Genomic DNA, 22,412 nt, shown 5'->3' with positions numbered 1-22,412 from the left:
CGGCCGGTTCGCCAACAGGAAACGAAGGATCAGTTGGCGAGCGCCTGCAGCTTCGCCCAGTCGCCGGGCCGCGCGCCGAGCTGCTCGGGCGTGGAACGCCGCGCGATGCGCTCGAGGAAGGGCTGCCGGTTGACCTGCGACACGGTCATGCCCTTGCCGCGCAGGAACTGCTCGTCTTCCAGTTCGCCGGCGATCACGCCCACATTGGTCCACTTCGCGCCGTCGATCAGCACCTTCTCGACCATGGCCTGCTGCGGTGCCGAGAGCTTGGCCCAGGCGGCCTTGCCGATCACGATGCCCAGCGTGTCGTAGACATGGGCCGTGAGCTGCACGTACTTCTGCACCTCGTAGAGCTTCTTGGCCTTCACCGTGCTCAGCGGATATTCCTGCGCCTCGACCTCGTTCTTCTTCAGCGCGTCATAGAGACCGACGTAGGGCAGGGTCACGGGCTTGGCATCGAGCGCGGTGGCGAACAGCTGGTAGGCCGAGGCATCGGGCACGTGCAGCCGCAGGTCGCGGAAGTCCTCGGGCCGCGCGAGCGGCCGGTTCGAGGTGACCTGGCGCGCGCCGTAGTAGACCGAAGCGACCAGGTGGTTGCCGCTGCGTTCGTCGTAGCCCTTCATGAGCTGGCCCAGCAGCGGGCTCGCGAGGTACTTGCGCACGTGGTCGAGGTCCTTGAAGGCGAAGGGATAGCTGCCCAGGCGCAGCGGCGCATAGCCCTCGGCCAGCGTGGCGGCCGTGACGTAGGCGATCTGCACCGAGTCGTTGGCCAGCATCAGCGGGTAGTCGCCCTCTTGCCCGAGCTTCGAGGCGGGCACCACCTCGATCCTGATCTTTCCCTCGGACTGCTCGGCGATCTTGCGCGCCGCGAGCTCGGCCTGCTGGTGGAAGATGCTCGAGGCCTCGTAGACATGGCCCCACTTGAGCTGCAGCACCTGCGCGTGGGCGGGCGCCACGCCCGCGCCGAGCGCGGCGCAAGCGAGTGCCAACAGCCAGCCACGGGCGCGCTGCCGCGGCGTCGAAATCGTCATGGTGTCTCCCAGCGGTGCGGGGCATCGGCCCGGTGCCGCATGGTAGGCATCGCGCGCGCGGGCGCGATAGGGATTTGTCCGGCCTCGTGCGCGCGCCGCCGTGGCCGAGGGGCTACCTCGCGTAGTCCGCGACGTTCTGGCGCGTGGGGCCGTGGGAGCCCCATTGCACACGCAGGCCACTGGCGGCCTCCACGCGTTCGAGCCAGTCACGCGTGTTCGCGATGCCGGCCTCCGAGTAGATCGGCCGCACGCGTTCGAGCAGGCGCGTCAGGCGCTGCTGATGGTCGAGGTCCGCCTCGGGCCCCAGGGCCAGCTGCGCGACGGTCTCCCCATCCGTATCGCGGTAGCCCTCGCACCAGCGCAGGTCCGCATGCCCGATCGCATCGAGATGGCTCGCGACCAGGCCGTCGAGCGGTCCGGCCGCGGCGATCGCATAGCGCAGCAGCACGGCATCGGGATGCCCGCGGCGGAAGGCGCCCTGCCAACCGGCGTCGGCGTTGTGCGGCTCGGGCAGCCGCGTGGCGAGCGCTGGGTCGTGCGTGGGCAGCGGCCCGGCGCCATGGCGCGTGAGGTAGCTGCGCAGCACGCCCAGGTGTCGCACGGGCGGCGTGCCCAGCCCGGCGTCGCGCAGCACCGCCTCGACCGCGGCAGTCGAGACCGTGCTCCAGCTCGTGTGCGGATGGAAGCCGCGCCATTCGTCGAGCAGCACGCCCTGCGCGCCCTCGAACACCACGGCACCGGGCCGCGCCAGTTGCTCGGCGATGGCATCGACGCCCGCGGGCGGTGCGGCGCGCAGGCAGGGTTCGATGGCCGCGAGCCAGCGCTGCGACAGGCTGGCATCGGCCAGCAGCGCCTGTTCGCGCTGCCAATCCGGATCGGGTCGCGATTCGAACTCACGCAGCAACGCGAGGCGCGCCGCCTCGAGCTTCTCGAACGCGAGCGCTGGCCGCAGCAGGTCGCCATAGCGCAGCGCGAGGCCGGGCGCGGCCAGTGCCTGGCGCACGGTCTCGCCCACGCCCACGCCGCAGCTGCCATGGGCCGCGTCGCCGCGCGCCCATTCGCGCAGCCGGCCCGCGGCCTGGTGGAAGGGCGTGGTCACGCGGCAGCGCGCATCGATGCGCAGGCGCGCGAGCGCATCGGGCACGCCCTTGTCGCGCAGCACGGCGGCCTCAACCAGGAGCGCCGTGGGATGCGCCACCACCGCGCTCGCGAGCAGCGTGGCGACGCCGGGCTGGAAGCTGCCGGCGCCGAACTGCGAGAAGGTGTGATGGCGCCCGTCGGCCCGCACCACGTTGTGGCCGGCCTGCGCGCCGCCGTTGAAGCGCACCACGGTGTGGGCGCGCAGCGCGGCGCAGAAGTGGTCGGTGTAGAGGCCCTTGCCGCAGTCGCCGAAGCCCAGGCCCAGCAGCGAGAGATAGCGCGTGGCGCTGGTGCTCACGACGCGCGCGGCGGGGTCAGCCGAACAGGCGCTTCCACCACGACGAACGCGGCGCCGACGCGGCGGCGCTCGGCGGCGCATGGCGCGGCTTGTTCGGATCGAGCAGCGCCGCATAGCCGTCGAGCGCATGCAGCACGCCGTTGATGCGCGCCTTGTCGACGCTGCCGGTCGCGGCCATCACGCGGCCGAGCTCGTCGAGGCTGGGCACGGCCTTCTCGGTCAGCGCGACGATGCCCGCGGCCACCGCGCAGGCGTCGTCGGGCGAGTCCATGCAGATCACGTGGTCGCCGAGCAGCTCGCGCCAGCGCGGCTCGCAGCGGCGGCGGCGCTGCGCGTCGGGAATCAGGAAGAACAGGTGGCAGGTCTCGGCCGCGGCCGCGATGGCCTCCTCGATCGGGATGTCCTCGTCGAGCTTCTCGCCGATCAGGCCCTCGATCTGGTGGCGCGAGACGGCGGGGTAGGGCAGCTCGTCGCCGGTCACGAACAGGTAGCCGCGCTTCTTGCGCTTGACCCAGCAGTCCATGTCGGTGTGCTGCGCGATCACGTAGAAGGCCAGCTCGTAGCTCTCCTCGCCGGTGCCGCCGCCGCCGCCCTCGAGGTAGCTCCAGGTGAGCCACTGGTCCATCAGGTTGGCGGTCGATTCGAACTGGCCCACCTGCAGCGGCGCGCGGTCGGAGGTGGCGTCGCCGATCGCCATGAACATCAGCTGCGGATCGGCCACGCCGCAGTCGGTCAGCAGCTTCATGAAGGTCGGCAGCTCGCGGCGCGCCAGCGTCTGCGGGATGTCGCCCATGGAGCCCGTGACGTCGAGCGCGAACACGATGCCCAGCGAATTCGGATGGTCGGCGTTGTCGCGCGCCTCGCGCACCTTGAGGCCGCGCGGGTCCATCAGCGGATGGGTGGCGGTCTGGGTGAAGACCTCGGCGCCCGACTTGGCGGCGCGGTCCGCGACCAGGGCCGCGTGGGCGGCGTGCGAATAGTTTCCGTAACCCATGGATGTTCCCCGTCGTGAAGAGAGAAGAAGAAAAAGGCGTCAGCCGCCGTGCGGCGCGGGATCGAAAGCAATGAACCGTGGCGCGCCGAAGGCCTCGCGCGAGGCCGCCGACAGCGCCTGCTCGATGCCGCGCGCGCCGAGGCGGCGGCATTCGCCGGGGTCCTCGCTGCAGCGGCGCAGCAGCGCGGCCAGCGGCGCGGGCGTGGCGGCGCCGGTGCCCGGTTCGCCGAGTCCCTCGTGGCCATGCAGCACGGCACGCACCGCCCAGGCGCTCTGCGCGAGATCGTCCGCGGCGCGTGCCACGTCGTGCCGCGCGCGCGACCAGCCGATCAGCAGCACGCCATGGTCGCGCGGATGCACCAGCGCATGGGCGGGCGAGAGATCGCCATGCGTCCAGCCCGCGTCGTGCACGAAGGCCAGCACCTCGAGCATGCGGCGCCAGAGCCAGACCGCATGGGGCGCGTCGATGCCCTGCGGATTGGCGCGCTGCACGTCGAGCAGGCTGCCCCAGTAGCCGGTCGGATGGCGCAGCACCAGCGCCTGGCGGCCGTCTTCCGATCCGTCGTCGGCACCGGTCGTGCCCAGGCCCACGGGCTGCGGCAGCCGGCGCGTGAAATAGGCGGCGCCCGGCATGGAGAGCGACTGCAGGGCCTGCAGCGCGGCATGCTCGCGCGCCAGCGCCTCGGCGCCGTTGCTGTCGCGCGCGAGCTTGAAGGTCACGCGCTCGGGCAGGGCGCCGAGCCGTTCGGCCAGCAGCACCTCTGCGTGCTCGCCGGTGGCCAGTGGCGCCAGCACGCGGTAGCGCGCGCCGCGCCAGCGCAGCACGCGCGCACCGTCGGCACCCTGTGCATTGGCGCGTTGCAACGCGGCGCGGAAGCTCGCGCGCTCGACCGTTTCCTCGCCGCGCGAGATGGTCGCGCCGCAGTAGCTGCAATTGACGGTGCGCCAGCGCGCGGCGCGCGGCAGTGGCGCCGAGCACTGGGGACAACTGAGCGCGAGCAGCGACAGCATCGGCGCGCCCTCGCGGCCTCAGTCGTCGCTGCCGTTCGGCAGCGAGGGATCGCGCGAGGCGCGCACGCGGTCGATGCGCCGGCCCTCGAGCGCGGTCACCTCGAAGCACCAGCCGGCGCAATCGATGTGTTCGCCCACCGACGGCAGGTGGCCCGACACCGACATCAGCAGGCCGGCCACCGTGTTGTAGCGGCCGCGCTCCTCGTCGGGCAGCTCGCGGATGCCCAGGCGGGCGCGCAGCTCCGACACCGGCATCAGGCCGTCGAGCTCCCAGGTGCCGTCGGGCTGCTCGTGGGCCCAGGCGTCGGTCTGCATGCCGGGCTGCAGTTCGCCGGTGATGGCCTCGAGCAGGTCGCGCGGGGTCATCAGGCCCTGCACCACGCCGTACTCGTCGACCACGAACACCAGCCGGCCGGCGCGCGCGCGGAACTGCTCGAGCAGCTCCATGCCGGTCAGCGTCTCGGGCACGAACACCGCGGCCGTGGCTTCCTGGCCCAGCGTGCCCACGTGGGCCGGGCCCAGGCGCAGCAGGTGCGCCACGCTGATCACGCCGACCACGTCGTCGAGCGAGTTGCGGCACACCGGATACCAGGAATGCACCAGGTTGAGCGCGCCCGCGGCCGCCACCTTCTGCAGCGCCTCGGCCACGCTGAACGAGGCCTCGAGCCATTCGATGTCGGCGCGCGGGATCATCAGCGAGGACAGGCGACGGTCGTCGAGATGGAACACGTTGCGCACCATCTGGTGCTCGTGCTGCTCGATCACGCCGGCGTCCACGCCTTCCTCGAGGCTGGCCGAGATCTCTTCCTCGGTCACCGAGCGGGCCGCGTTGGCGTCGATGCGCAGCAGCTTCAGCATGGTGGCGGTGGCGCCCGCGAGCAGCCAGACGAAGGGCTTGGCGGCCTTGGCCAGGCCGTGCATCGGGCGCGAGACCCAGCGCGCCACCGGCTCGGGGTAGAGCTGGCCGATGCGCTTGGGCACCAGCTCGCCGAAGATGATCGTGAAGAAGGTGATGCAGGTGACGACCACCGCGGTCGACACCACGCTGGCGGTGCCCGCGCCCATGCCCGCGTTCTCCATCCATACTGCCAGCGGCGCCGCGAAGGCGGCCTCGCCCACGATGCCGCTCAGCATGCCGATCGAGGTGATGCCGATCTGCACCGTCGAGAGGAACTGGGTCGGCGACTCCATCAGCTTGAGCGCCGCGGCGGCGCCCGTATCCCCGGTTTCGACCAATGCCGCGAGGCGGGCGCGGCGGCTGGTGGAAAGGGCCATTTCGGACATTGCGAACAACGCGTTGAGCGTGGTCAGCAAGGCCAGCAGGAAGACATCCATGTACGGGGGGAGAGAATGAGGAGATGGCACTTTACTTGATTGGCGACATCCAGGGCTGCGACAGCGCCCTCGGCCGGCTCCTCGACGAGCTCGCTTTTTCCCCCAGCCGCGACACCGTGGTGCTGCTCGGCGACCTGGTCAACCGCGGTCCCGAATCGGCCCAGGTGCTGCGGCGCGCGCAGCGCCTGGGCGGCGCGGCGCTCAGCGTGCTGGGCAACCACGACCTGCATCTGCTGGGCGTGGCGCACGGCGTGCGCAAGTCCGGCCGCAAGGACACGGTGGCCGAGCTGCTGGCCGCGCCCGACCGCGAGGCGATGCTCGACTGGCTGCGCCACCAGCACATGGCGCTGCACCGGCGCATCGGTTCGGGCGAGGCCGCGCGCGACCTGCTGATGGTGCATGCGGGCGTGTTGCCGCAATGGAGCGTGGCCGACGTGCGCGCCCATGCGGGCGAGCTCGAGGCGGTGCTGCGCGGCCCCAACCTCGGCGCCTTCCTCGCCACCATGTACGGCAACCAGCCCGATCGCTGGAGCGACACGCTCGAAGGCAGCGATCGGCTGCGCGTGATCGTCAATGCGCTCACGCGGCTGCGGCTGTGCACCGCCGACGGCACGATGGAGTTCGAGACCACCGACGGCGCGGCCGACGCGCCCGCGGGCTACATGCCCTGGTTCGACGTGCCGGGCCGGCGCACGGCCGAAGCCACGGTCGCCTTCGGCCACTGGTCCACGCTGGGCTGGGTGTCGCGGCCCGACCTGCTGTCGACCGACACCGGCTGCGTCTGGGGCGGCTGCCTCAGCGCGGTGCGCATCGGCGCCACGCTCGACGAGCGCGAGCGCATCCAGGTGAAGTGCGAGCAGGCGCAGAAGCCCGGCAAGGGAGGCTGAGCCCGCCCTTCGTTCAGAACGGGTGCGTCATCAGGCTGTAGATGGTGCGCACGCCGCTCACGTAGTTGCCCAGCCGCAGGTTCTCGTTGGCCGCGTGCTGGTTGTTGTCGGCATTCACCAGCGGGACGATCGCGAACGGCACCTGCAGCACCTTGACGATCTCCGCGGTCGGCACCGTGCCGCCCATCATGCGGATGCGCACCGGCGCCGGCGTGGCGCCGAAGCTGTCGGTCAGCGACTTGTAGGCCCAGCGCCCGATCGCCGAATCGATCGGCGCGCCGGCCGCGTCGGCGCCTTCGCTCTGGTAGCTGAAGGTCGCGAGCTTGTCGTAGCGCGCGCGGTCCTCGTCGCTGGGCGCGCCCTTCACAAGGTGGTAGCCCTGCCTGAGGATGTGCTTCTCGATCAGCGCGCCCAGGTAGGCGGCGTCGGAATCGGGCGTGGTGCGCAGGTCGAGCTCGGCCACCGCGCGGTCGGGCACGATGTTCGCGACCTTGTCGCCGACCGCTGCCGAGGCCATGCCGCGCACGTTGAGCGAGGGGTACTGCATCGCCTCCTGGTAGTTGGCGCCCACCTTGTCGGTGCGCGCGATACCCAGGCGGCGGCGCAGCGCGGTCTCGTCGTCGGGCACCGCCGCCATCACCTGGCGGTCGGCCGCGCTGATGCGCACCCGGTCGTAGTAGCCGGCCACGGTCACGCGGCCCTGCTCGTTCTTCATCGAGGCCAAGAGGCTCGCGAGCCGCTGCGCCGGATTGGGCGCGTAGTTGCCGTAGTGGCCGCTGTGCAGCGGCACCTTGGCGCCGTAGACCGTGAGCCGGGCCTCGGCCGCGCCGCGGTTGCCGAACACCAGGGTGGGCCGGTTGGTGGCGTGCATCGGGCCGTCGTGGATCACGATGGCGTCGCAGGCCAGCAGTTCGCGGTGCGCCTGCATCACCTTGGCGATCGAGGGCGAGCCCTTCTCCTCCTCGCTGTCGAGGATCACCTTGACGTTGACCGCGGGCGTGCCGCCGGCCGCCTTCAGCGCATCGATCGCGGCCAGCATCATCATGATCGGGCCCTTGTCGTCGGCCGAGGCACGGCCGAACACGCGCCACTCGGGATCGACCGGGCCATCGAACAGCGGCGCGGCATCGATCTCCTCCCAGCCGCCGTCGGCCGCGCGGCGCTTGAGCACCGGCGTCCACGGGCTCTTCTGCGCCCACTGCGCGGGGATCACCGGCTGGCCGTCGAGGTGCATGTAGAACAGCACGGTCTTGCGCGCCGGGTCGCGCCCAGGCAGCTCGGCGTACAGCATCGGCTTGCCGTCGTTGTCGAGCTGGCGCGTTGAGAAGCCGCGCTTCTCGAAGGCTTTGGCAAGCCAGTCCACGTTCTTGCGGATGTCCTCCGGAACGATCGCGTCGTTGGGCAGCGAGAGCAGCTCGAAGTACTCGCGGTAGCTGGCCTGCGCGTGGCGTTCGGCCTCGGCCTGCGGCAGGTCGGCCGCCTGGGCGAGGCCGGTGCCGGCGACCAGGGCGGCGGCCAGCAGGGCGAGCAGGGTCCGTGGGCGGGGCGCGGGGCGGTGGAGGAGCGGGAGGTGCATGCGCTGATCGTTCGGTGGGGGGAGGGAAGGAGGAAGGGGCTGGCCGGGTCGGCCACCGTGCAGCTTAGGCAGCCGCCCGCTTTTGAACAATTGCCGTTTTTTGGCGATATCTTTGCGTTTTCCTCAAAGCGAAAGCCCGCCATGACCGCCCACCGCCTGCAGGACACGGCCCTGCGCTACTTCCTCGAGGTGGCCCGCAGCGGCTCGCTCACGGTGGCGGCCGAGCGGCTCAGCGTCAGCCCCTCGGCCATCAGCCGCCAGGTGGCGATGCTCGAGGACCTGCTCGGCGTGCCGCTGTTCGAGCGCCATCCGCGCGGCATGGTCGCCAGTCCCGCGGGCGAGCTGCTGGCAGCGCATGCGCTGCATGGCGCGCTCGAGGCCGAGCGCGTGGTGTCCGACATCCGCGGGCTGCAGGGCCTGAAGCGCGGGCGGGTGCGCCTCGCCTGTTCCTCGGGTTTCGCCAACGAGTTCCTGCCGCGCGCCATCGCGGACTTTCGCGCCGAACACCCGGGCATCCAGTTCCAGCTGCGCGCCGCGCGGCCGGCCGAGGTGACGGAGGCGGTGCTGCTCGGCGAGGCCGACATCGGCCTGACCTACAGCCGCGCCGCGGTCGACGGCATCCGCGTCGAGCGGCGCCAGCCGGCCTCGGTGTTCGCCGTGATGCGGCCCGACCATCCGCTCGCGAAGCTGCGCACCGTGACCCTGGCGCAAATGCATCCGTACCCGATCGCGCTCTCGGGCGCCGACAACACCGTGCGCCAGCTGTTCGACGTGGGCTGCAGCCAGCGCGGATTGGTGTTCGAGCCGGTGCTGACCAGCAACCGCTTCGAGTCGCTGGCCAGCTTCGTGCTGCACGGCGGCGGCCTCACGATCGCGGGCGAGATCACGGTGCGCGACCGCGTGCGGCGCGGCGAGCTGCACGCGGCGGAGATCCGCGAGCGCGGCATGCGCGGCCGCGCGGTCGAGCTGCAGACCCTGGCGGGCCGCACCCTGCCCGAGGTGGTGAAGACCTTCCTGGCCTTCCTCGGCGAGCAACTCCCTGCGCCTGCCGCCGCCTGACGCGCTTCAGGCCGCGGCCGCGCGCAGCTGTTCCAGCGACTGCCGCTGCTTGCCGTCGGCATCGAAGTTGGCGGGCGAGAGCCACTGCTCGAAGCCCGCGCGCAGCGCCGGCCATTCGCTGTCGATGACCGAGAACCAGGCCGTGTCGCGCGTGCGGCCCTTGTAGACCAGCGGCTGGCGGAACACGCCCTCGAACTGGAAGCCCAGGCGCTGCGCCGCCTTCTTCGAGGGCGCGTTGAAGTTGTCGCACTTCCATTCGTAGCGCCGGTAGCCGAGCTCGTCGAAGGCCAGCTGCATCAGCAGGTACTGGGCCTCGGTCGACAGCGGCGTGCGCTTGAGCAGCGGCGAGAAGGTGACGTGGCCGACCTCCATCACGCCATGGTTGGGCTCGATGCGCATCAGCGCGAGGCTGCCCACGGCGCGGCCCGTGGCCTTGTCGATCACCGCGAAGTGCATCGGGTCCAGGCTCTGCGCGATCAGCTCGACGTAGGCGCGCGCGCTCGCGGCGTCGGGCGCGCGCTCCACCGCGAGGTAGGTCCAGTCGCGGCCGTCGGGTGCCAGCGCATGGGCGGCATGCAGGTCGGCTGCGTGGCGCTCGGCCGACAAGGGTTCGAGCCGGCACAGGCGGCCTTCGATCGGCGTGCGCGGCGGCTTCGGGCGCGGCGACCAGCCGGGCAGGGCGGCGCCGATGGTCTGGCCGAACTGGTTGGTGCGTGGCGTGAGCGGGGGGTGGGAGGCGGGCATGGGGGACTCTCTTTCGATGACGACAGGCGCTACAGTACGCCCGTCGTGGCGCCACGAAAAGCGCCACGCCATGCGAATTTCATGGTGCCACGAGAAACGCCCGATGACCGATGCCGCCGACCCCTCCGCCGCCCTGTCCGACCCCGTGCGCCGTGCGCTGCTCGAGGCACCGCTCGTGCGCGAGCGCGAGGCCGGCTCGATGCAGCGCCAGCTCCACGAGCGCCTGAAGCGCGCCATCCTCGACGGCCGCCTCGCGCCCGGCACGCGGCTGCCCGGTTCGCGCGCGCTGGCCGAGGCGCTCGCGGTGTCGCGCAACACCGTCACGGCCACCTACGAGCATCTCGCGGCCGAGGGCTATCTGCGGCCCGACCGCCAGGGCACGCGCGTGATGGAGCTGGCCGCGCCCGCGCCGCCGCGGCGCGGCCCGCGCACGCCGGCCGTGCCGGCCACCGCGGGGCGGCTCGCGCGCATCCATCCCATGGGGAGCCGTGCCGAGCCCGAACTCGCGCTGCGCCCCGGCGTGCCCGCGCTGTCGCACTTCCCGATCGCGGCCTGGCGCGGCGCGCTCGACCGCGCGCTGCGCGGTGCCGGCCATGCCGCGCTCGGCTATGGCAATCCCTTCGGCGAGCCCGCGCTGCGCGCCGCCATCGCGCAGCACCTGGGCCTGGCGCGCGGCGTGCGCTGCACGGCCGAGCAGGTGGTGATCGCGGAAGGCGCGCAGGAAGCCATCGCGCTGTGCGTGCGCCTGCTCACCGACCCGGGCGACACCGCCTGGGTCGAGGACCCCGGCTACCGCGGCGCCAAGTCCGCGATGCACGCGGGCGACCTGCGCATCGTGCCGATGCCGGTCGATGCCGGCGGCCTGCGCGCGAGCGAGGAGGACTGGCGGCTGCAAACGCCGCGGCTGGTCTATGCCACGCCCTCGCACCAGTACCCTTCGGGCGTGGTGCTCGGCATCGCGCGGCGGCTCGCGCTGATCGCGCAGGCGCGCGCCCACGGCGCCTGGATCATCGAGGACGACTACGACAGCGAGTTCCGCCACACCGGCGATCCCATCGCCGCCATGCAGGGGCTGGTGCCGCAGGCGCCGGTGCTCTACGTGGGCACCTTCAGCAAGACCATGTTCCCCTCGCTGCGGCTGGGCTTCCTGGTGCTGCCCGAGGACCTGCTGGCCACAGTGCGCGCGCCGCTCGAAGAGATGCTGCGCGGCGGCCATCGCCACGAGCAGCTCGCGCTGGCCGACTTCATCGAGAGCGGCCAGTTCAGCCGCCACCTGGGCCGCATGCGGCGCCTGTACCGCGAGCGCCAGCAGGCCCTGCGCGCCGCGCTCGAGCGCCAGTTCAGGCTACCGCACACCATCGACGGCGGCCACTGCGGCATGCATCTCACCCTGCGCCTGCCCGCGCGCTTCGACGACCGCCGCATCGCCGCCGAGGCGCGGCGCCACCGCATGGCGCCGATGCCGCTGTCGGCCGCCGCGATCCGGCCCGGGCCGGACTGCAACGGGCTGGTGCTGGGCTACGGCAACACCTCGGCCGAGCTGTTCGAGCCGATGGCGAAGCGGCTGGCGCAGCTGGCGCGCGCGGTCGGCCGCTGAGGCCCTCGCGCCTGTCGCGCAGGCGTCAAGGTGGGGCGTTCGCGCCCGCGGCGATAGCAACTCGGTACAAGGCGCGCCCGCCCTGCCTCGATAGCCTCGCCGCACCCACAACGACGACGGAGACAGAGCGCATGAGCATGAAGAAGAAGACATTCCCGCTGCGGCGGTTCGGGATCGCGGGCGCGGTGGCGGCGGTGGCTGCCCTCGCTGCTTGCGGCGGCGGGGACGGCGGCGCGGTCGTCGCCTTCCCGCCGGTGTCGGTGGCACCGCCGCCGCCGCCCGCCGCGCCGCCGCCCGCGGCCCACCCGCTCCAGGTCGCCACCACCTACGGCGAGGTCGAGGGCGCCGCGCAGGCGGATGGCGCGGCCTACGCCTGGCTCGGCATTCCCTACGCGCAGCCGCCGGTCGGCGAGCGGCGCTGGAAACCGCCGGTCTCGCCGAACGCCTGGAGCGGCGTGCGCAGCGCCAAGGACTTCGGCCGCTCGTGCGCGCAGGCCGGCAGCTTCTATGCGCCGCCGCTGGCCGACGACGGCTTCACGCGCGAGATCGGCACCTCGTTCGGCCAGCTCGTCGGCGCCGAGGACTGCCTCACGCTCAACGTCTGGCGGCCCGCCACGCAGGAGAAGAACCTGCCCGTGGTGGTGTGGGTGCACGGCGGTGCCAACACCGTGGGCTACACCCACAACCCGACCTACGACGGCGTCAACTTCGCGCGCAGCAACAACGCCGTCGTCGTCACCGTCAACTACCGGCTCGGCGTGTTCGGCTGGTTCCGCCATCCGGCGCTCAGGAGCGGCGACGCGCTCACCGACTCGGGCAACTACGGCACGCTCGACCTGGCCAAGGCGCTCGAGTTCGTGCATGCCAATGTCGCGGCCTTCGGCGGCGATCCGCGCAACGTCACGCTGATGGGCCAGTCGGCCGGCGCCTGGAACACCTACGCGATGATCCTGACACCGCTGAGCAAGGGCAAGGACTGGTTCCAGAAGGCCGTGCCGATGAGCATGGGCGTGAAGATCTCGAGCACCGCGCAGGCCGACACCTATGCCAAGGGCGTGGTGCGCAAGCTGCTGGTGATGACCGGCGCGGCCACCGAGGCCACTGTGGACGCCACCATCGCGGGCATGAGCGAGGCGCAGGTCGCGAGCCTGCTGCGCAATGCACCGGCCGCGCAGCTCGCGCTGCTGTCCTCGGGCCAGGCCGACAACATCGGCGACGGCACCGTGCTGCCCGCCGTCGCGCGCACCGCGGTCGAGGCGGGCGAGTACCGCAAGGTGCCGCTGCTCGCGGGCACCACGCGCGACGAGGGCAAGATGTTCCTGCAGTCCTACTACCAGGTCGACGACGCCACGCGCTTCCTGATGATGTACGACTTCGACCCGAACCGCCCCACCGCGCCAGGCTCGGCCACGCTCGCGAGCGTGCTCAAGCCCGGTGTCACGGTCGATGCCTACAACGCGGCCGGCAAGGCGGTCACGGCCGCGAGCTTCGCGGCCAGCATCACCTCGGCGCTCACCTTGTTCCAGGCGCACCAGCCCGAGGTCTATGCCTATCGCTTCGACTGGTCGCAGGGCCCCGAGCCGTGGAACACGCTGTACGGCGCCGGCCATTCCACCGACATCCCGTTCATGTTCGGCAACTTCGGCAAGGGCATGTTCTCGATGAACTACACCGATGCCAACCGGCCGGGCCGCGAGGCGCTGTCGGCCGCGATGATGGGCAGCGTGGGCGCCTTCATGAAGACCGGCAATCCCAACCACGCCGGCCTGGGCGTCGAGTGGGTGCGCTGGACGCCCGCGGGCACGCCGCGGCGCCTGCTGTTCGACGCGACGGCCAGCGAGAAGCGGATCGTGCTGGAGTGAGCGAAGGACCTCAGCCGGCCGCGATGCCGAAGCCGGTGTCGAAGGTGGTCTTCACGTCGAGCGCCTGCTTGATCAGCCCCACCTGCCGGTAGAAGTCCGCCGTCCCCTGCTGGTCGGCGACCACCTGCGCATCGATCGGCACCCACTTCTGCTGGCGCCGCTCGAACTGCAGCCTGGCGGCCTCGGGCGGGATGCCGATGATGCGCGCGAGCGTGGCGGAAAAGGCATCGACGTTGCGATAGGACCATTGCTGCGCGCGCACCACGCGCTGCAGGAAGTCCTGCAGCACCGGCCGCTTGGCGGCGATCGCCGCGTCGGTGGCCGCGAGGTAGCTCAGGCCCGGCAGCAGGCCGCGGCCGCTGGCGAGCACGCGCGCATGGCCGCTGGTCTCGGCCAGCGCGGTGTAGGGCTCCCAGGTGGCCCAGGCATCGACCGAGCCCTGCGTGAGCGCGAGCTTGGCGTCGGCCGGCGCGAGGAAGCGCAGGTGGATGTCCTCGGGCTTCAGCCCCGCCGCGACGATGGCCTTGAGCGTCACGTAGTGGCCGATGGAGCCGCGGTTGGTGGCCACGCTTTTCCCCTTGAGCTCGCCCGCGCTCTTGAGCGGCGAATCGGGCCGCACCAGCACGGCCGTGCCGTAGGAGTCGGAGCGGTTGGCGCCGATCGCCTTCACGCGCGTGCCGGCTGCGAGCGCGAAGATCAGCGGTGCATCGCCGATCGGGCCCGAATCGACGGCGCCCGCGTTCAAGGCCTCGGCCAGCGGCGCGGCGGCCGGGAATTCCGACCACTGGATGTCGTACGAGAGGCCCTCGAGCCCGCCCGCGGCCTCGAGCAGCGCGCGCAGGCCGCCCTTCTGGTCGCCGGCCTTGAGCAGGGGGCGCGCCTGGGCACGGGCCTGCAGCGCGAAGGCGGGCAGGGCGGCGATGGTCGCGGCGGCGCCGCCCTGGGCGATGAAGCGGCGGCGGCTGGCGGATGGCATGCGGTTCGTCATCTGCGGCATGGCCTCAGGCCAGCGGGTCGTACGACACGTGGTCCGCGAAGCGCGCCGGGTCGGTGCTCTTCTTGAGCACGCCCACGTTGCGGAAGTCGGCCGCGTAGAACGCGACCTCGTCGCGCAGGCTGCGGCCCAGCGGATGGTGCGCATGCGTGAGCGTGCCCAGCAGCGCGCGCAGGTCCTCCACCGGCACCTTGGGCGAATACTTGGCGAACAGCTTGGCCGATTCGTTCGGGTTCTCGGCCACGTAGTCCGAGGCCTGCGCGATGGCGCGCACCAGCCCGGCCACGGTGGCCTTGTCCTTGCGCACCAGCTCGCCGCGCGCGCCGACGATGCAGCAGACCTTGTCCTTGTACTCGCCCGTGAGGTTGCTCGCGATCTCGACGAACGCACCCTTGTTGCGCTTCTCGATCAGGTAGACGTTCGGATCGCCGTCGGCGATGGCGTGGATCTCGCCCTTCTGCACCGCGAGGTCGAGCAGGTCGGCCGGGTACTGGCGCCAGGTCACGTCGCGCTCGGCGTCGATGCCGTTCTTGGCGAGCAGGATCGAGAAGAAGTTCTTGCCCGGGCTCGTGATGTCCGACACGCCGATGATCTTGCCCTTGAGGCTCGCGAGGCTGGTGGCGCCCGCGGCCTTGGCGCCCACCAGGCGCACGCAGCCGCCATGCGAGCTGCCGACGATCTTCACGTCGAAGCCCGACTCCAGGGGTTTGAGCCAGCGGTGGATCATGCCCACCGCCGCATCGGCCTTGGCCGTGGCCAGCGATTCGAGCAGCTGGTCGGTCGAGCCGGTGTAGTTGATCAGCTCGACCTGCAGGCCGTTGCGCTCGAAGTAGCCGCGCTCCTGCGCCACCACCACCGGCGAGAGGCAGAAGGCCGCGGCGTTCCAGGCGAAGGTCAGCTTGCGCGTCGACTGCGAGAAGGCCTGCGAGGCGATCAGGCCGCCCGAGGCGACCACGGCGGCGGCGCCGCCGGCACGCAGGAGGTGGCGGCGGGAGAGGGATGCGTTCATCGGCGGTTCCAGGAGAAAGAAGGAGTCAGTCCAGCAGCTCGGGCTCGGCCTCGACCAGCCCCTGGTAGAGGCTGTCGAAGGAATGGATCGCGCCCTCGGGCCCGCCGATCTGGCCGTGCGTGTGGCGCGCCGTGGCTTCGTCGATCGGTTGCGGCGTGCCGGCGGCCTCGGCCAGCAGCTGCGTGTGGCAGGCGTTGTCGAGCGCGATGTACCACCAGGCCGCGGCCTCCACCGTCGGGCCGGCGGTCAGGATGCCGTGGTTCTTGAGGATCGCGCCCTTCTTGTCGCCCAGCGCCTGTGCGATGCGCTCGCCCTCGCTGGTGTCGACCACCATGCCGGTGAAGTCGTCGAACAGCGCCACGTCGTCGTGGAACACGCAACTGTCCTGCGTCAGCGTGTCGAGCTTGCGGCCCAAGGTCGACCAGGCCTTGCCGTAGGTCGAGTGGGTGTGGGCGGCCGCGACGATCCTCGGGTTGTGCTCGTGGATCGCCGCGTGGATCGCGAAGGCCGCCTTGTTGAGCGGGCGGTCGCCGATCACGGTCTCGCCCCTGGCATTGACCAGCAGCAGGTCGGAGACCTTGATGCGCGAGAAGTGGATGCCCAGCGGGTTGACCCAGAAGTGGTCGCTCAGCTCGGGATCGCGCGCGGTGATGTGGCCGGCCAGGCCCTGCGCGAAGCCGAAGCGCGCGAACAGGCGGAAGGCGCCCGCCAGGCGCTCCTGGCGGTGGCGGCGCTCGGCCTGCACGCTGGTGCGCGGCGGGATCGGGTCGAACCAGTACTTCTGCGTCGGCACCGGGTTGAGCTTCAGGGCCGAGGCATTGCGGTCGATGGAAAGAACGGCGCTCATGGGGATGTCCTTGTCGTGATGCGGTTCAGGCGGCCTTGCGGATCGAGGCCGCGCGCTGCGCCACCAGTTCGCGCGTGCGCGGGATCAGTTCGCGCCCGTAGTCGGCCGCGTCCTCCAGCGGATCGAAGCCGCGGATCAGGAAGGTGGTGACGCCGAGGTCGTAGTAGTCGAGCAGCGCATCGGCGACCTGCTCGGGCGTGCCGACCAGCGCGGTGCTGTTGGAGCGCCCGCCGATCTCCTGCGCGACCGCGGTCCACAGCCGCTTGTCGAGCCGCGTGCCCTGCCCGGCCGCGGCCAGCAGGCGCTTGGCGCCCTCGCTCTGCTGCGGGCCGCCGCGGTTGTAGCCCTGCACCACGCGCAGCCGCTTCGTCTCGGCCAGGATGTGGTCGGCGCGGGCCCAGGCCTGCTCCTCGGTCTCGGCCAGGATCGGGCGGAACGAGACCGAGAAGCGCACGCCGCGGCCATGCTTGGCGGCCTCGGCGCGCACGCGGGTCGTGAGTTCGCGCGCCTGCTCGAGCGACTCGCCCCACAGCGCATAGACGTCGGCGTACTTGCCGGCCACGGGGATCGCGGCTTCCGAGGCGCCGCCGAAATACACCGGCACGTGCGGGCGGCCGTTGCGCGTCTGCAGCGGCTTGACCTCCGAGAAGGCATTGAGCGCGCGGTAGTGCGCGCCCTCGTGGTCGAAGGGCTTGTCGGCCTGCCAGACCTTGTGCAGCACATCGAGGTATTCGTCGGTGCGCGCATAGCGCTGGTCGTGGTCGAGCCAGTCGCCGTCGCGCTTCTGCTCGTCGTCGGAGCCGCCCGAGATGTAGTGCACCGCGAGCCGTCCGCCGCTGAACTGGTCGAGCGAGGCGAACTGGCGCGCCGCCAGCGTGGGCGCCACGAAGCCCGGGCGGTGCGCGAGCATGAAGTGGATGCGCTCGGTGACCGAGGCCGCGTAGGCCACGGTCAGCGTGGCGTCGGGGCCGGTCGAGTGGTGCGGCACCAGCACGCGGTCGAAGCCGGCCTGCTCGTGCGCCTGGGCGAAGGCGCGCACGTAGTCGCGGTCGATCGCCGGGCCCTGGGCGGCATGGATCTCCGAGACCTTCTGGCCCTGGATCATGCCGATGAATTCGACGCCGCTGTTGTCGTTGCTGTTCTGGCTCATGGTGTGTCCTCTCGGTGGGTGCGGTCCACGGTTCGCGGATGCGGGATTCCCGTTGGCGGGAACCGGCGAAACGGCGAACGTAACCAGCCGCGCCGCCGATGCGAACGCAGAAAAACGAGTTTGGATATGCGCGATGCGTCGTTTTCGCGCGCACGGCGGCTCGCTAACGTGCCGGGACCATGAGCGCCATCCCCCTGCGCCGGCCCGCGGCCGGCCCGAATTCCCGCGATTCCTCCGGCCTGCCCGACGCCGCGCTGCTGGCCAGCCTCACGGCGCGCTTCGCGAGCACCGCCGCCGACCACGACCGCAGCGGCGCCTTTCCCGCGCAGAACTTCGAGGCGCTGCAATCGCATGGCCTGATCGGGCTGGTCGCACCGAGCGCCTTCGGTGGCGGGGGCGCCACGCTGGATACGGCGCGGCAGGTGATCGCCGCGGTGGCGCGCGGCGAGCCCGCCACGGCGCTGATCCTCACCATGACCTACCTGCAGCACCATGGGCTGGCGCGCGGCGACAGCCGCTGGCCGCCGCATCTGCGCGAGCGCGTGGTGCGCGACGCGGTCGAGCAGGGCGCGCTGATCAATGCGCTGCGCGTCGAGCCCGCGCTCGGCTCGCCCGCGCGCGGCGGCCTGCCCGCCACCGTGGCGCGCCGCGATGGCGATGGCTGGCGCATCGATGGCCACAAGCTCTACACCACCGGCATCGAGGGCCTGGGCTGGCTCGCCGTGTGGGCCCGCACCGACGAGCCCGCGCCGCGCACCGGCGTGTTCCTGGTGCCGCGCCATGCCGAGGGCGTGCGCGTGATCGCGAGCTGGGACCACCTGGGCCTGCGCGCCTCGGGCAGCCACGAGGTGGTGTTCGAGAACGTCGCGATCCCGCTCGACCATGCGGTGGACCTGCGCGCGCCGGCCGACTGGGCGCCCGATGCCGGCAGCCAGACCGACATCGACGCCCAGGCCTCGCAGCAGGCCTGGATGGTGGTGCTGCTGGGCAGCCTCTACGACGCGGTCGCGCGTTCGGCCCGCGACTGGCTCGTGGGCTTCCTCAACCAGCGCGCGCCCGGCAGCCTGGGCGCGCCGCTCTCGAGCCTGCCGCGCGTGCAGGAGACGGTGGGCGAGATCGAGGCGCTGCTGCGCACCAACCGCGTGCTGCTCGACGCGGCGAGCGAAGCCGTCGACAGCGGCCGCACGCCGTCGGCGGTCGACAGCGGGCTGCTCAAGCACAGCGTCACCGGCAACGCGGTGCGCGCCGTCGAGCTCGCGCTGCAGCTCACGGGCAACCATGGCCTCGCGCGCCAGAACCCGCTCGAGCGCCATTACCGCGACGTGCTGTGCAGCCGCATCCACACGCCGCAGAACGATGCGATCCTGGTCGGCGCGGGCAAGCGCGCGCTGCTGTCGACGGGAGCCGCCGCATGACCGACCTGCTGTTTTCCAGGGCATCGCGCCGCCGCTGGCTCCAGCAGGGCGCGGCGCTCTCCATCGCGGCCACGGCCTCGTTGCGCGGCTGGGCCCAGCCGCAGACCTCGCTGGTGCTCGGCGACCAGGCCGGCGGCCTGCGCTCGCTGTTCGAGGCCTCGAAGGCGCTCGAGGGCGCGCCCTTCGCCTACCGCTGGGCCAACTTCCAGGGCGCCGCGCCGCTGTTCGAGGCGCAGCGCAGCGCGGCGGTCGACACCGCGATGGCCGGCGACCTGCCGGTGCTCGCCGCGGCCGTCGGCAGGACGCCGCTGAAGATCGTCGCCACGCGCGTCGGCAAGGCCGACTCGCTCGGCATCGTGGTGCAGCCCGATTCGAAGCTGCGCAGCGTGGCCGAGCTGCGCGGCCAGACCGTGGTCGTCTCGTCGGCGCGCGGCAGCATCTCGCAGTACCAGCTCTATGGCGCGCTCGAGGAAGCCGGCGTGCGGCGCGACGAGGTCACGGTGAAGTTCGTGCTGCCGACCGACGCGGCCGCCGCCTTCGCCTCGCGCCAGATCGACGCCTGGGCCATCTTCGATCCCTACTACACGATCGCGCTGCAGCAGGGCGGGCGCATCCTGCGCGACGGCCGCGGCATCAACACCGCGCTGGGCTTCATCACCGCCAGCGAGCCCTCGCTGGCCGACCCTGCCAAGCGCGCCGCCATCGTGCAGTTCCTCGACCGGCTGGGCCGCGCGGGCGACTGGGCGCTGGCCAATCCCGAGGCCTATGCGCAGGCCTACGGCCAGCTCACGCGGCTGCCGATCGAGTCGGCCCGGCTCATCACCGCGCGCGCCTCGGTGGCCGCGCGGCCCGTGAGCGAAGCCGACATCGTGGCGCTGCAGGCCGTGGCCGACCGCTCCGCGCGCGACGGCATCCTGCCGGTGCGCGTCGACGTGCGCGCGATCTCCGACACCCAGCTCTGGAAGCGCGCGGCGTGAGCGCCGCCGTTCCCGCATCGATCGCGCCGCTGCGCGAGTTCGTGGTCGATTTCGGCCGCCTGCTCGACGGCCGGCCCGACGAGCGCGCCATCCTCGCCGAGGGCGGCGCGCTGCTGCGCCGGCTGGTGGCGCGCGACGACTGGCTGCCCGAGGCCTTCGCGCAGCCCGACCCCGCGCGCTACCAGCAGTTCCTGCTGCATGCCGACAGCACCGAGCGCTTCTCGGTCGTGAGCTTCGTCTGGGGACCGGGCCAGGCCACGCCGGTGCACGACCACACCGTGTGGGGCCTGATCGGCATGCTGCGCGGCGCCGAGTACAGCCAGCCCCATGCCTTCGGCGACGACGGCCGGGCGCGGCCCGTGGGCGACGCGGTGCGGCTCGACGAAGGCGACGTCGAGGCCGTCTCGCCCACCGTCGGCGACCTGCACCGCGTGCACAACGCGCACGCGGACCGCGTGTCGATCAGCATCCATGTCTATGGCGCCAACATCGGCGCGGTGCGGCGGCATACTTACCCGGCCGAGGGCGGGCGCAAGCCCTTCGTCTCGGGCTACACCAACACGCTGCTGCCCAATCTCTGGGACCGGTCCGCCGAACGCCGGGCGGTCCCGCCCGACACCACGCCATGACCGACGCCACGCTCCAAGCCACCTCCGCCTTCCCCGTCCTCTCGTTCGCCGCCGTGCGCGAACGCCTGCTCACGCCCGGCGCCGAGATCGCGCTGCTCGACGTGCGCGAGGAAGACCCCTTCGCCCAGGCCCATCCGCTGTGGGCCGCGAACCTGCCGCTGTCGCGCATCGAGATCGAGGCCTGGCGCCGCATCCCGCGCCGCGACACCTTGATCGTGCTGTTCGGCGAGCACCGCGGCACCGACCTCGCGCCGCTGGCCGCGCAGCGGCTCGTCGGCCTAGGCTACACACAGGTGCATCTGCTCGAGGGCGGCCTCGAAGGCTGGCGCGCGGCCGGCGGCGAGCTGTTCCGCGACGTCAACGTGCCGAGCAAGTCGTTCGGCGAACTGGTCGAGCACGAGCGCCACACGCCCTCGCTCTCGGCCCCCGAGGTGAAGGCGCTGATCGACGAGCGCGCCAACGTGGTCGTGCTCGATGCGCGCCGCTTCGACGAATACCAGACCATGAGCATCCCGGGCGCCACCAGCGTGCCGGGCGCCGAACTGGTGCTGCGCGTGCGCGAGCTCGCGCCCGATCCGGCCACGCGCGTGATCGTCAATTGCGCGGGGCGCACGCGCAGCATCATCGGCACGCAATCGCTGGTGAATGCCGGCATTCCCAATCCAGTGGCTGCGCTGCGCAACGGCACGATCGGGTGGAAGCTCGCGGGGCAGGTGCTCGACCATGGGGCGGTGCGGCGTGCACCCGAGGCGGTGAGCGACGCGCATCGTTCGCAGGCGCGTGCCGATGCGCGGCGCGTGGCGGAGAAGGCGGGGGTGCGGTGGGTGGCGGTCGATGCCGTGGACTCGCTCGAGGAGGCGGGGCGGACGGTCTATCGCTTCGATGTGCGCACGCCCGAGGAATACGCGGCGGGTCATCTTCCCGGCTTTGCGGGAGCGCCTGGCGGGCAGCTGGTGCAGGAGACGGATCACCAGGTGCCGGTGCGGCATGCGCGGATCGTGCTGGCGGATAACGATGGGGTGCGGGCTTCGATGTCTGGCTCCTGGCTGGCGCAGATGGGGTGGGAGGTTCATGTGGTGGAGCCTGTGCCTGCTGCCGATGCGTTGAGCGAACGGGGTGCTCTGGCCGCTGTGTATCCGGAGGTGGCTCGGGCCGTTGGGGAGATCGATCCGCTGGACTTGGCTCGGTTGCTCGACGGGGATGCTTCGTCGACTGCGGTGATCGATGTGACGGGCAGTGCGAATTACGTGAAGCGGCATGTGCCGGGGGCGTGGTTTGCTGTTCGGGCGCAGCTCCTGGAGGCAGTTGATGGGGTTATTCCTTCGGCTCGGCGGTATGTGTTGACTTGTGGGAGCAGTTTGTTGGCTCGGTATGCGGCTTCGGATTTGCGGGAGTGGCTCGATTCGCGTGGGGAGCTGGATGTGGAAGTGCTCGTGCTGCTTGGGGGGAATGCTGCCTGGTTCTCTGCTGGGCTTCCTTCTGAATCTGGTGAAGCCCGGTTGGCTACTGAGAGAACTGATCGGTATCGGAGGCCTTATGAAGGGACTTCGGCTTCTGTGGAGGCTATGCAGGGGTATCTGGATTGGGAGTTTGGACTCGTTGAGCAGTTGGGGCGGGATGGGACGCATCGGTTTGTCGTGGCCTGAATTTGGGTTTGTTTTTTTGCAAAGGCTGTCGGCCGGGAATTCCGCCCGGCGGCGGACCTACTTTCTTTTGCTTCGCCAAAAGAAAGTAGGCAAAGAAAAGGCGACCCCACTGTCTGCGACCCTCCGCTTCGCTCCGGGCAACCTGCGGTGCTCGCGTTTCGCGGGGTCTCGCAGAACTCGCTCCGCTGCGCTGCGCTCAGACAGCTGCGAG

General features: G+C 71.5%; 19 protein-coding genes. 8 read left to right on the top strand and 11 right to left on the bottom strand.

What is annotated here, in order from left to right; all coding sequences use genetic code 11:
• Nucleotides 1-29: 29 nt before the first annotated feature.
• From dctP to AC07PU_RS22460, 5 genes are all read right to left on the bottom strand, one after another.
• Complete coding sequence (gene dctP, locus AC07PU_RS22480; RefSeq protein ID WP_495320671.1) at nt 30-1,031, bottom strand: TRAP transporter substrate-binding protein DctP; 1,002 nt, start codon at nt 1,029-1,031, stop codon at nt 30-32.
• A 112-nt stretch (nt 1,032-1,143) separates the two neighbouring features.
• On the bottom strand, nt 1,144-2,469 hold the full coding sequence (locus AC07PU_RS22475; RefSeq protein ID WP_495320669.1) for an adenylosuccinate synthetase: 1,326 nt from the start codon (nt 2,467-2,469) through the stop codon (nt 1,144-1,146).
• 16 nt (nt 2,470-2,485) lie between these two features.
• A complete protein-coding gene (locus AC07PU_RS22470) occupies nt 2,486-3,463 on the bottom strand; it encodes a VWA domain-containing protein (protein WP_495320667.1) in 978 nt (325 codons plus the stop codon).
• A gap of 39 nt (nt 3,464-3,502) precedes the next feature.
• The gene (locus AC07PU_RS22465) at nt 3,503-4,474 is read right to left on the bottom strand and encodes a protein kinase family protein (protein ID WP_495320665.1); all 972 of its coding nucleotides are present in this window, start codon (nt 4,472-4,474) and stop codon (nt 3,503-3,505) included.
• Nucleotides 4,475-4,492: 18 nt separating this feature from the next.
• Nucleotides 4,493-5,809 (bottom strand): hemolysin family protein, encoded by a 1,317-nt coding sequence (locus AC07PU_RS22460; protein WP_495320663.1) that lies wholly within the window; start codon nt 5,807-5,809, stop codon nt 4,493-4,495.
• Nucleotides 5,810-5,832: 23 nt separating this feature from the next.
• On the opposite strand from AC07PU_RS22460, the gene AC07PU_RS22455 reads away from it, so the two are divergent.
• On the top strand, nt 5,833-6,696 hold the full coding sequence (locus tag AC07PU_RS22455) for a symmetrical bis(5'-nucleosyl)-tetraphosphatase (protein ID WP_296783300.1): 864 nt from the start codon (nt 5,833-5,835) through the stop codon (nt 6,694-6,696).
• A gap of 13 nt (nt 6,697-6,709) precedes the next feature.
• On the opposite strand, the gene AC07PU_RS22450 is transcribed toward AC07PU_RS22455, so the two are convergent.
• A complete protein-coding gene (locus AC07PU_RS22450) occupies nt 6,710-8,272 on the bottom strand; it encodes a M20/M25/M40 family metallo-hydrolase (protein ID WP_495320661.1) in 1,563 nt (520 codons plus the stop codon).
• Nucleotides 8,273-8,413: 141 nt separating this feature from the next.
• Here AC07PU_RS22450 and AC07PU_RS22445 point away from each other — a divergent pair, with 141 nt between their 5' ends.
• Nucleotides 8,414-9,331, top strand: coding sequence for a LysR substrate-binding domain-containing protein (locus AC07PU_RS22445; protein WP_296783305.1), 918 nt, complete (start codon nt 8,414-8,416; stop codon nt 9,329-9,331).
• 6 nt (nt 9,332-9,337) lie between these two features.
• Here AC07PU_RS22445 and AC07PU_RS22440 read toward each other — a convergent pair whose 3' ends face one another.
• Nucleotides 9,338-10,075 carry a GNAT family N-acetyltransferase gene (locus AC07PU_RS22440; protein ID WP_431510019.1) on the bottom strand — a complete coding sequence of 246 codons (738 nt, stop codon included), beginning with the start codon at nt 10,073-10,075 and terminating at the stop codon, nt 9,338-9,340.
• Nucleotides 10,076-10,178: 103 nt separating this feature from the next.
• Between AC07PU_RS22440 and pdxR the strand changes: the two genes are divergently transcribed.
• Both pdxR and AC07PU_RS22430 read left to right on the top strand, forming a co-directional pair.
• Complete coding sequence (gene pdxR, locus AC07PU_RS22435) at nt 10,179-11,672, top strand: MocR-like pyridoxine biosynthesis transcription factor PdxR (protein WP_495320658.1); 1,494 nt, start codon at nt 10,179-10,181, stop codon at nt 11,670-11,672.
• Nucleotides 11,673-11,803: 131 nt separating this feature from the next.
• A complete protein-coding gene (locus AC07PU_RS22430) occupies nt 11,804-13,534 on the top strand; it encodes a carboxylesterase/lipase family protein (RefSeq protein WP_495320656.1) in 1,731 nt (576 codons plus the stop codon).
• 10 nt (nt 13,535-13,544) lie between these two features.
• Here AC07PU_RS22430 and AC07PU_RS22425 read toward each other — a convergent pair whose 3' ends face one another.
• From AC07PU_RS22425 to AC07PU_RS22410, 4 genes are read right to left on the bottom strand one after another with little or no spacing between them, the layout of a single operon-like run.
• A complete protein-coding gene (locus tag AC07PU_RS22425) occupies nt 13,545-14,510 on the bottom strand; it encodes an ABC transporter substrate-binding protein (protein ID WP_495320654.1) in 966 nt (321 codons plus the stop codon).
• A gap of 25 nt (nt 14,511-14,535) precedes the next feature.
• Complete coding sequence (locus tag AC07PU_RS22420) at nt 14,536-15,537, bottom strand: ABC transporter substrate-binding protein (RefSeq protein WP_495320652.1); 1,002 nt, start codon at nt 15,535-15,537, stop codon at nt 14,536-14,538.
• A 25-nt stretch (nt 15,538-15,562) separates the two neighbouring features.
• Nucleotides 15,563-16,384 carry a class II aldolase/adducin family protein gene (locus AC07PU_RS22415; RefSeq protein WP_495320650.1) on the bottom strand — a complete coding sequence of 274 codons (822 nt, stop codon included), beginning with the start codon at nt 16,382-16,384 and terminating at the stop codon, nt 15,563-15,565.
• A 25-nt stretch (nt 16,385-16,409) separates the two neighbouring features.
• The gene (locus AC07PU_RS22410; protein ID WP_495320648.1) at nt 16,410-17,534 is read right to left on the bottom strand and encodes an LLM class flavin-dependent oxidoreductase; all 1,125 of its coding nucleotides are present in this window, start codon (nt 17,532-17,534) and stop codon (nt 16,410-16,412) included.
• A gap of 179 nt (nt 17,535-17,713) precedes the next feature.
• On the opposite strand from AC07PU_RS22410, the gene AC07PU_RS22405 reads away from it, so the two are divergent.
• Genes AC07PU_RS22405 through AC07PU_RS22390 form a run of 4 tightly spaced genes read left to right on the top strand, consistent with a single transcriptional unit; the run spans nt 17,714 to nt 22,201 of the window.
• Entirely contained in the window at nt 17,714-18,949 is a 1,236-nt protein-coding gene (locus AC07PU_RS22405; protein ID WP_495320646.1) for an acyl-CoA dehydrogenase family protein, read from the top strand.
• The gene (locus tag AC07PU_RS22400) at nt 18,946-19,926 is read left to right on the top strand and encodes an ABC transporter substrate-binding protein (protein WP_495320644.1); all 981 of its coding nucleotides are present in this window, start codon (nt 18,946-18,948) and stop codon (nt 19,924-19,926) included. Before AC07PU_RS22405 ends, AC07PU_RS22400 begins: the two co-directional genes overlap by 4 nt.
• Nucleotides 19,923-20,555 (top strand): cysteine dioxygenase family protein, encoded by a 633-nt coding sequence (locus AC07PU_RS22395; RefSeq protein WP_490878035.1) that lies wholly within the window; start codon nt 19,923-19,925, stop codon nt 20,553-20,555. Before AC07PU_RS22400 ends, AC07PU_RS22395 begins: the two co-directional genes overlap by 4 nt.
• Entirely contained in the window at nt 20,552-22,201 is a 1,650-nt protein-coding gene (locus tag AC07PU_RS22390; protein WP_495320640.1) for a rhodanese-related sulfurtransferase, read from the top strand. The genes AC07PU_RS22395 and AC07PU_RS22390 overlap by 4 nt, the downstream gene beginning before the upstream one ends.
• The last annotated feature ends 211 nt before the right edge of the window (nt 22,202-22,412 follow it).

The sequence above is a fragment of the Variovorax sp. GW821-FHT10D07 genome, assembly GCF_059415325.1.
Note: the sequence above shows the minus strand (reverse complement) of the source record. Positions and strands in the feature narration are given on the sequence as shown.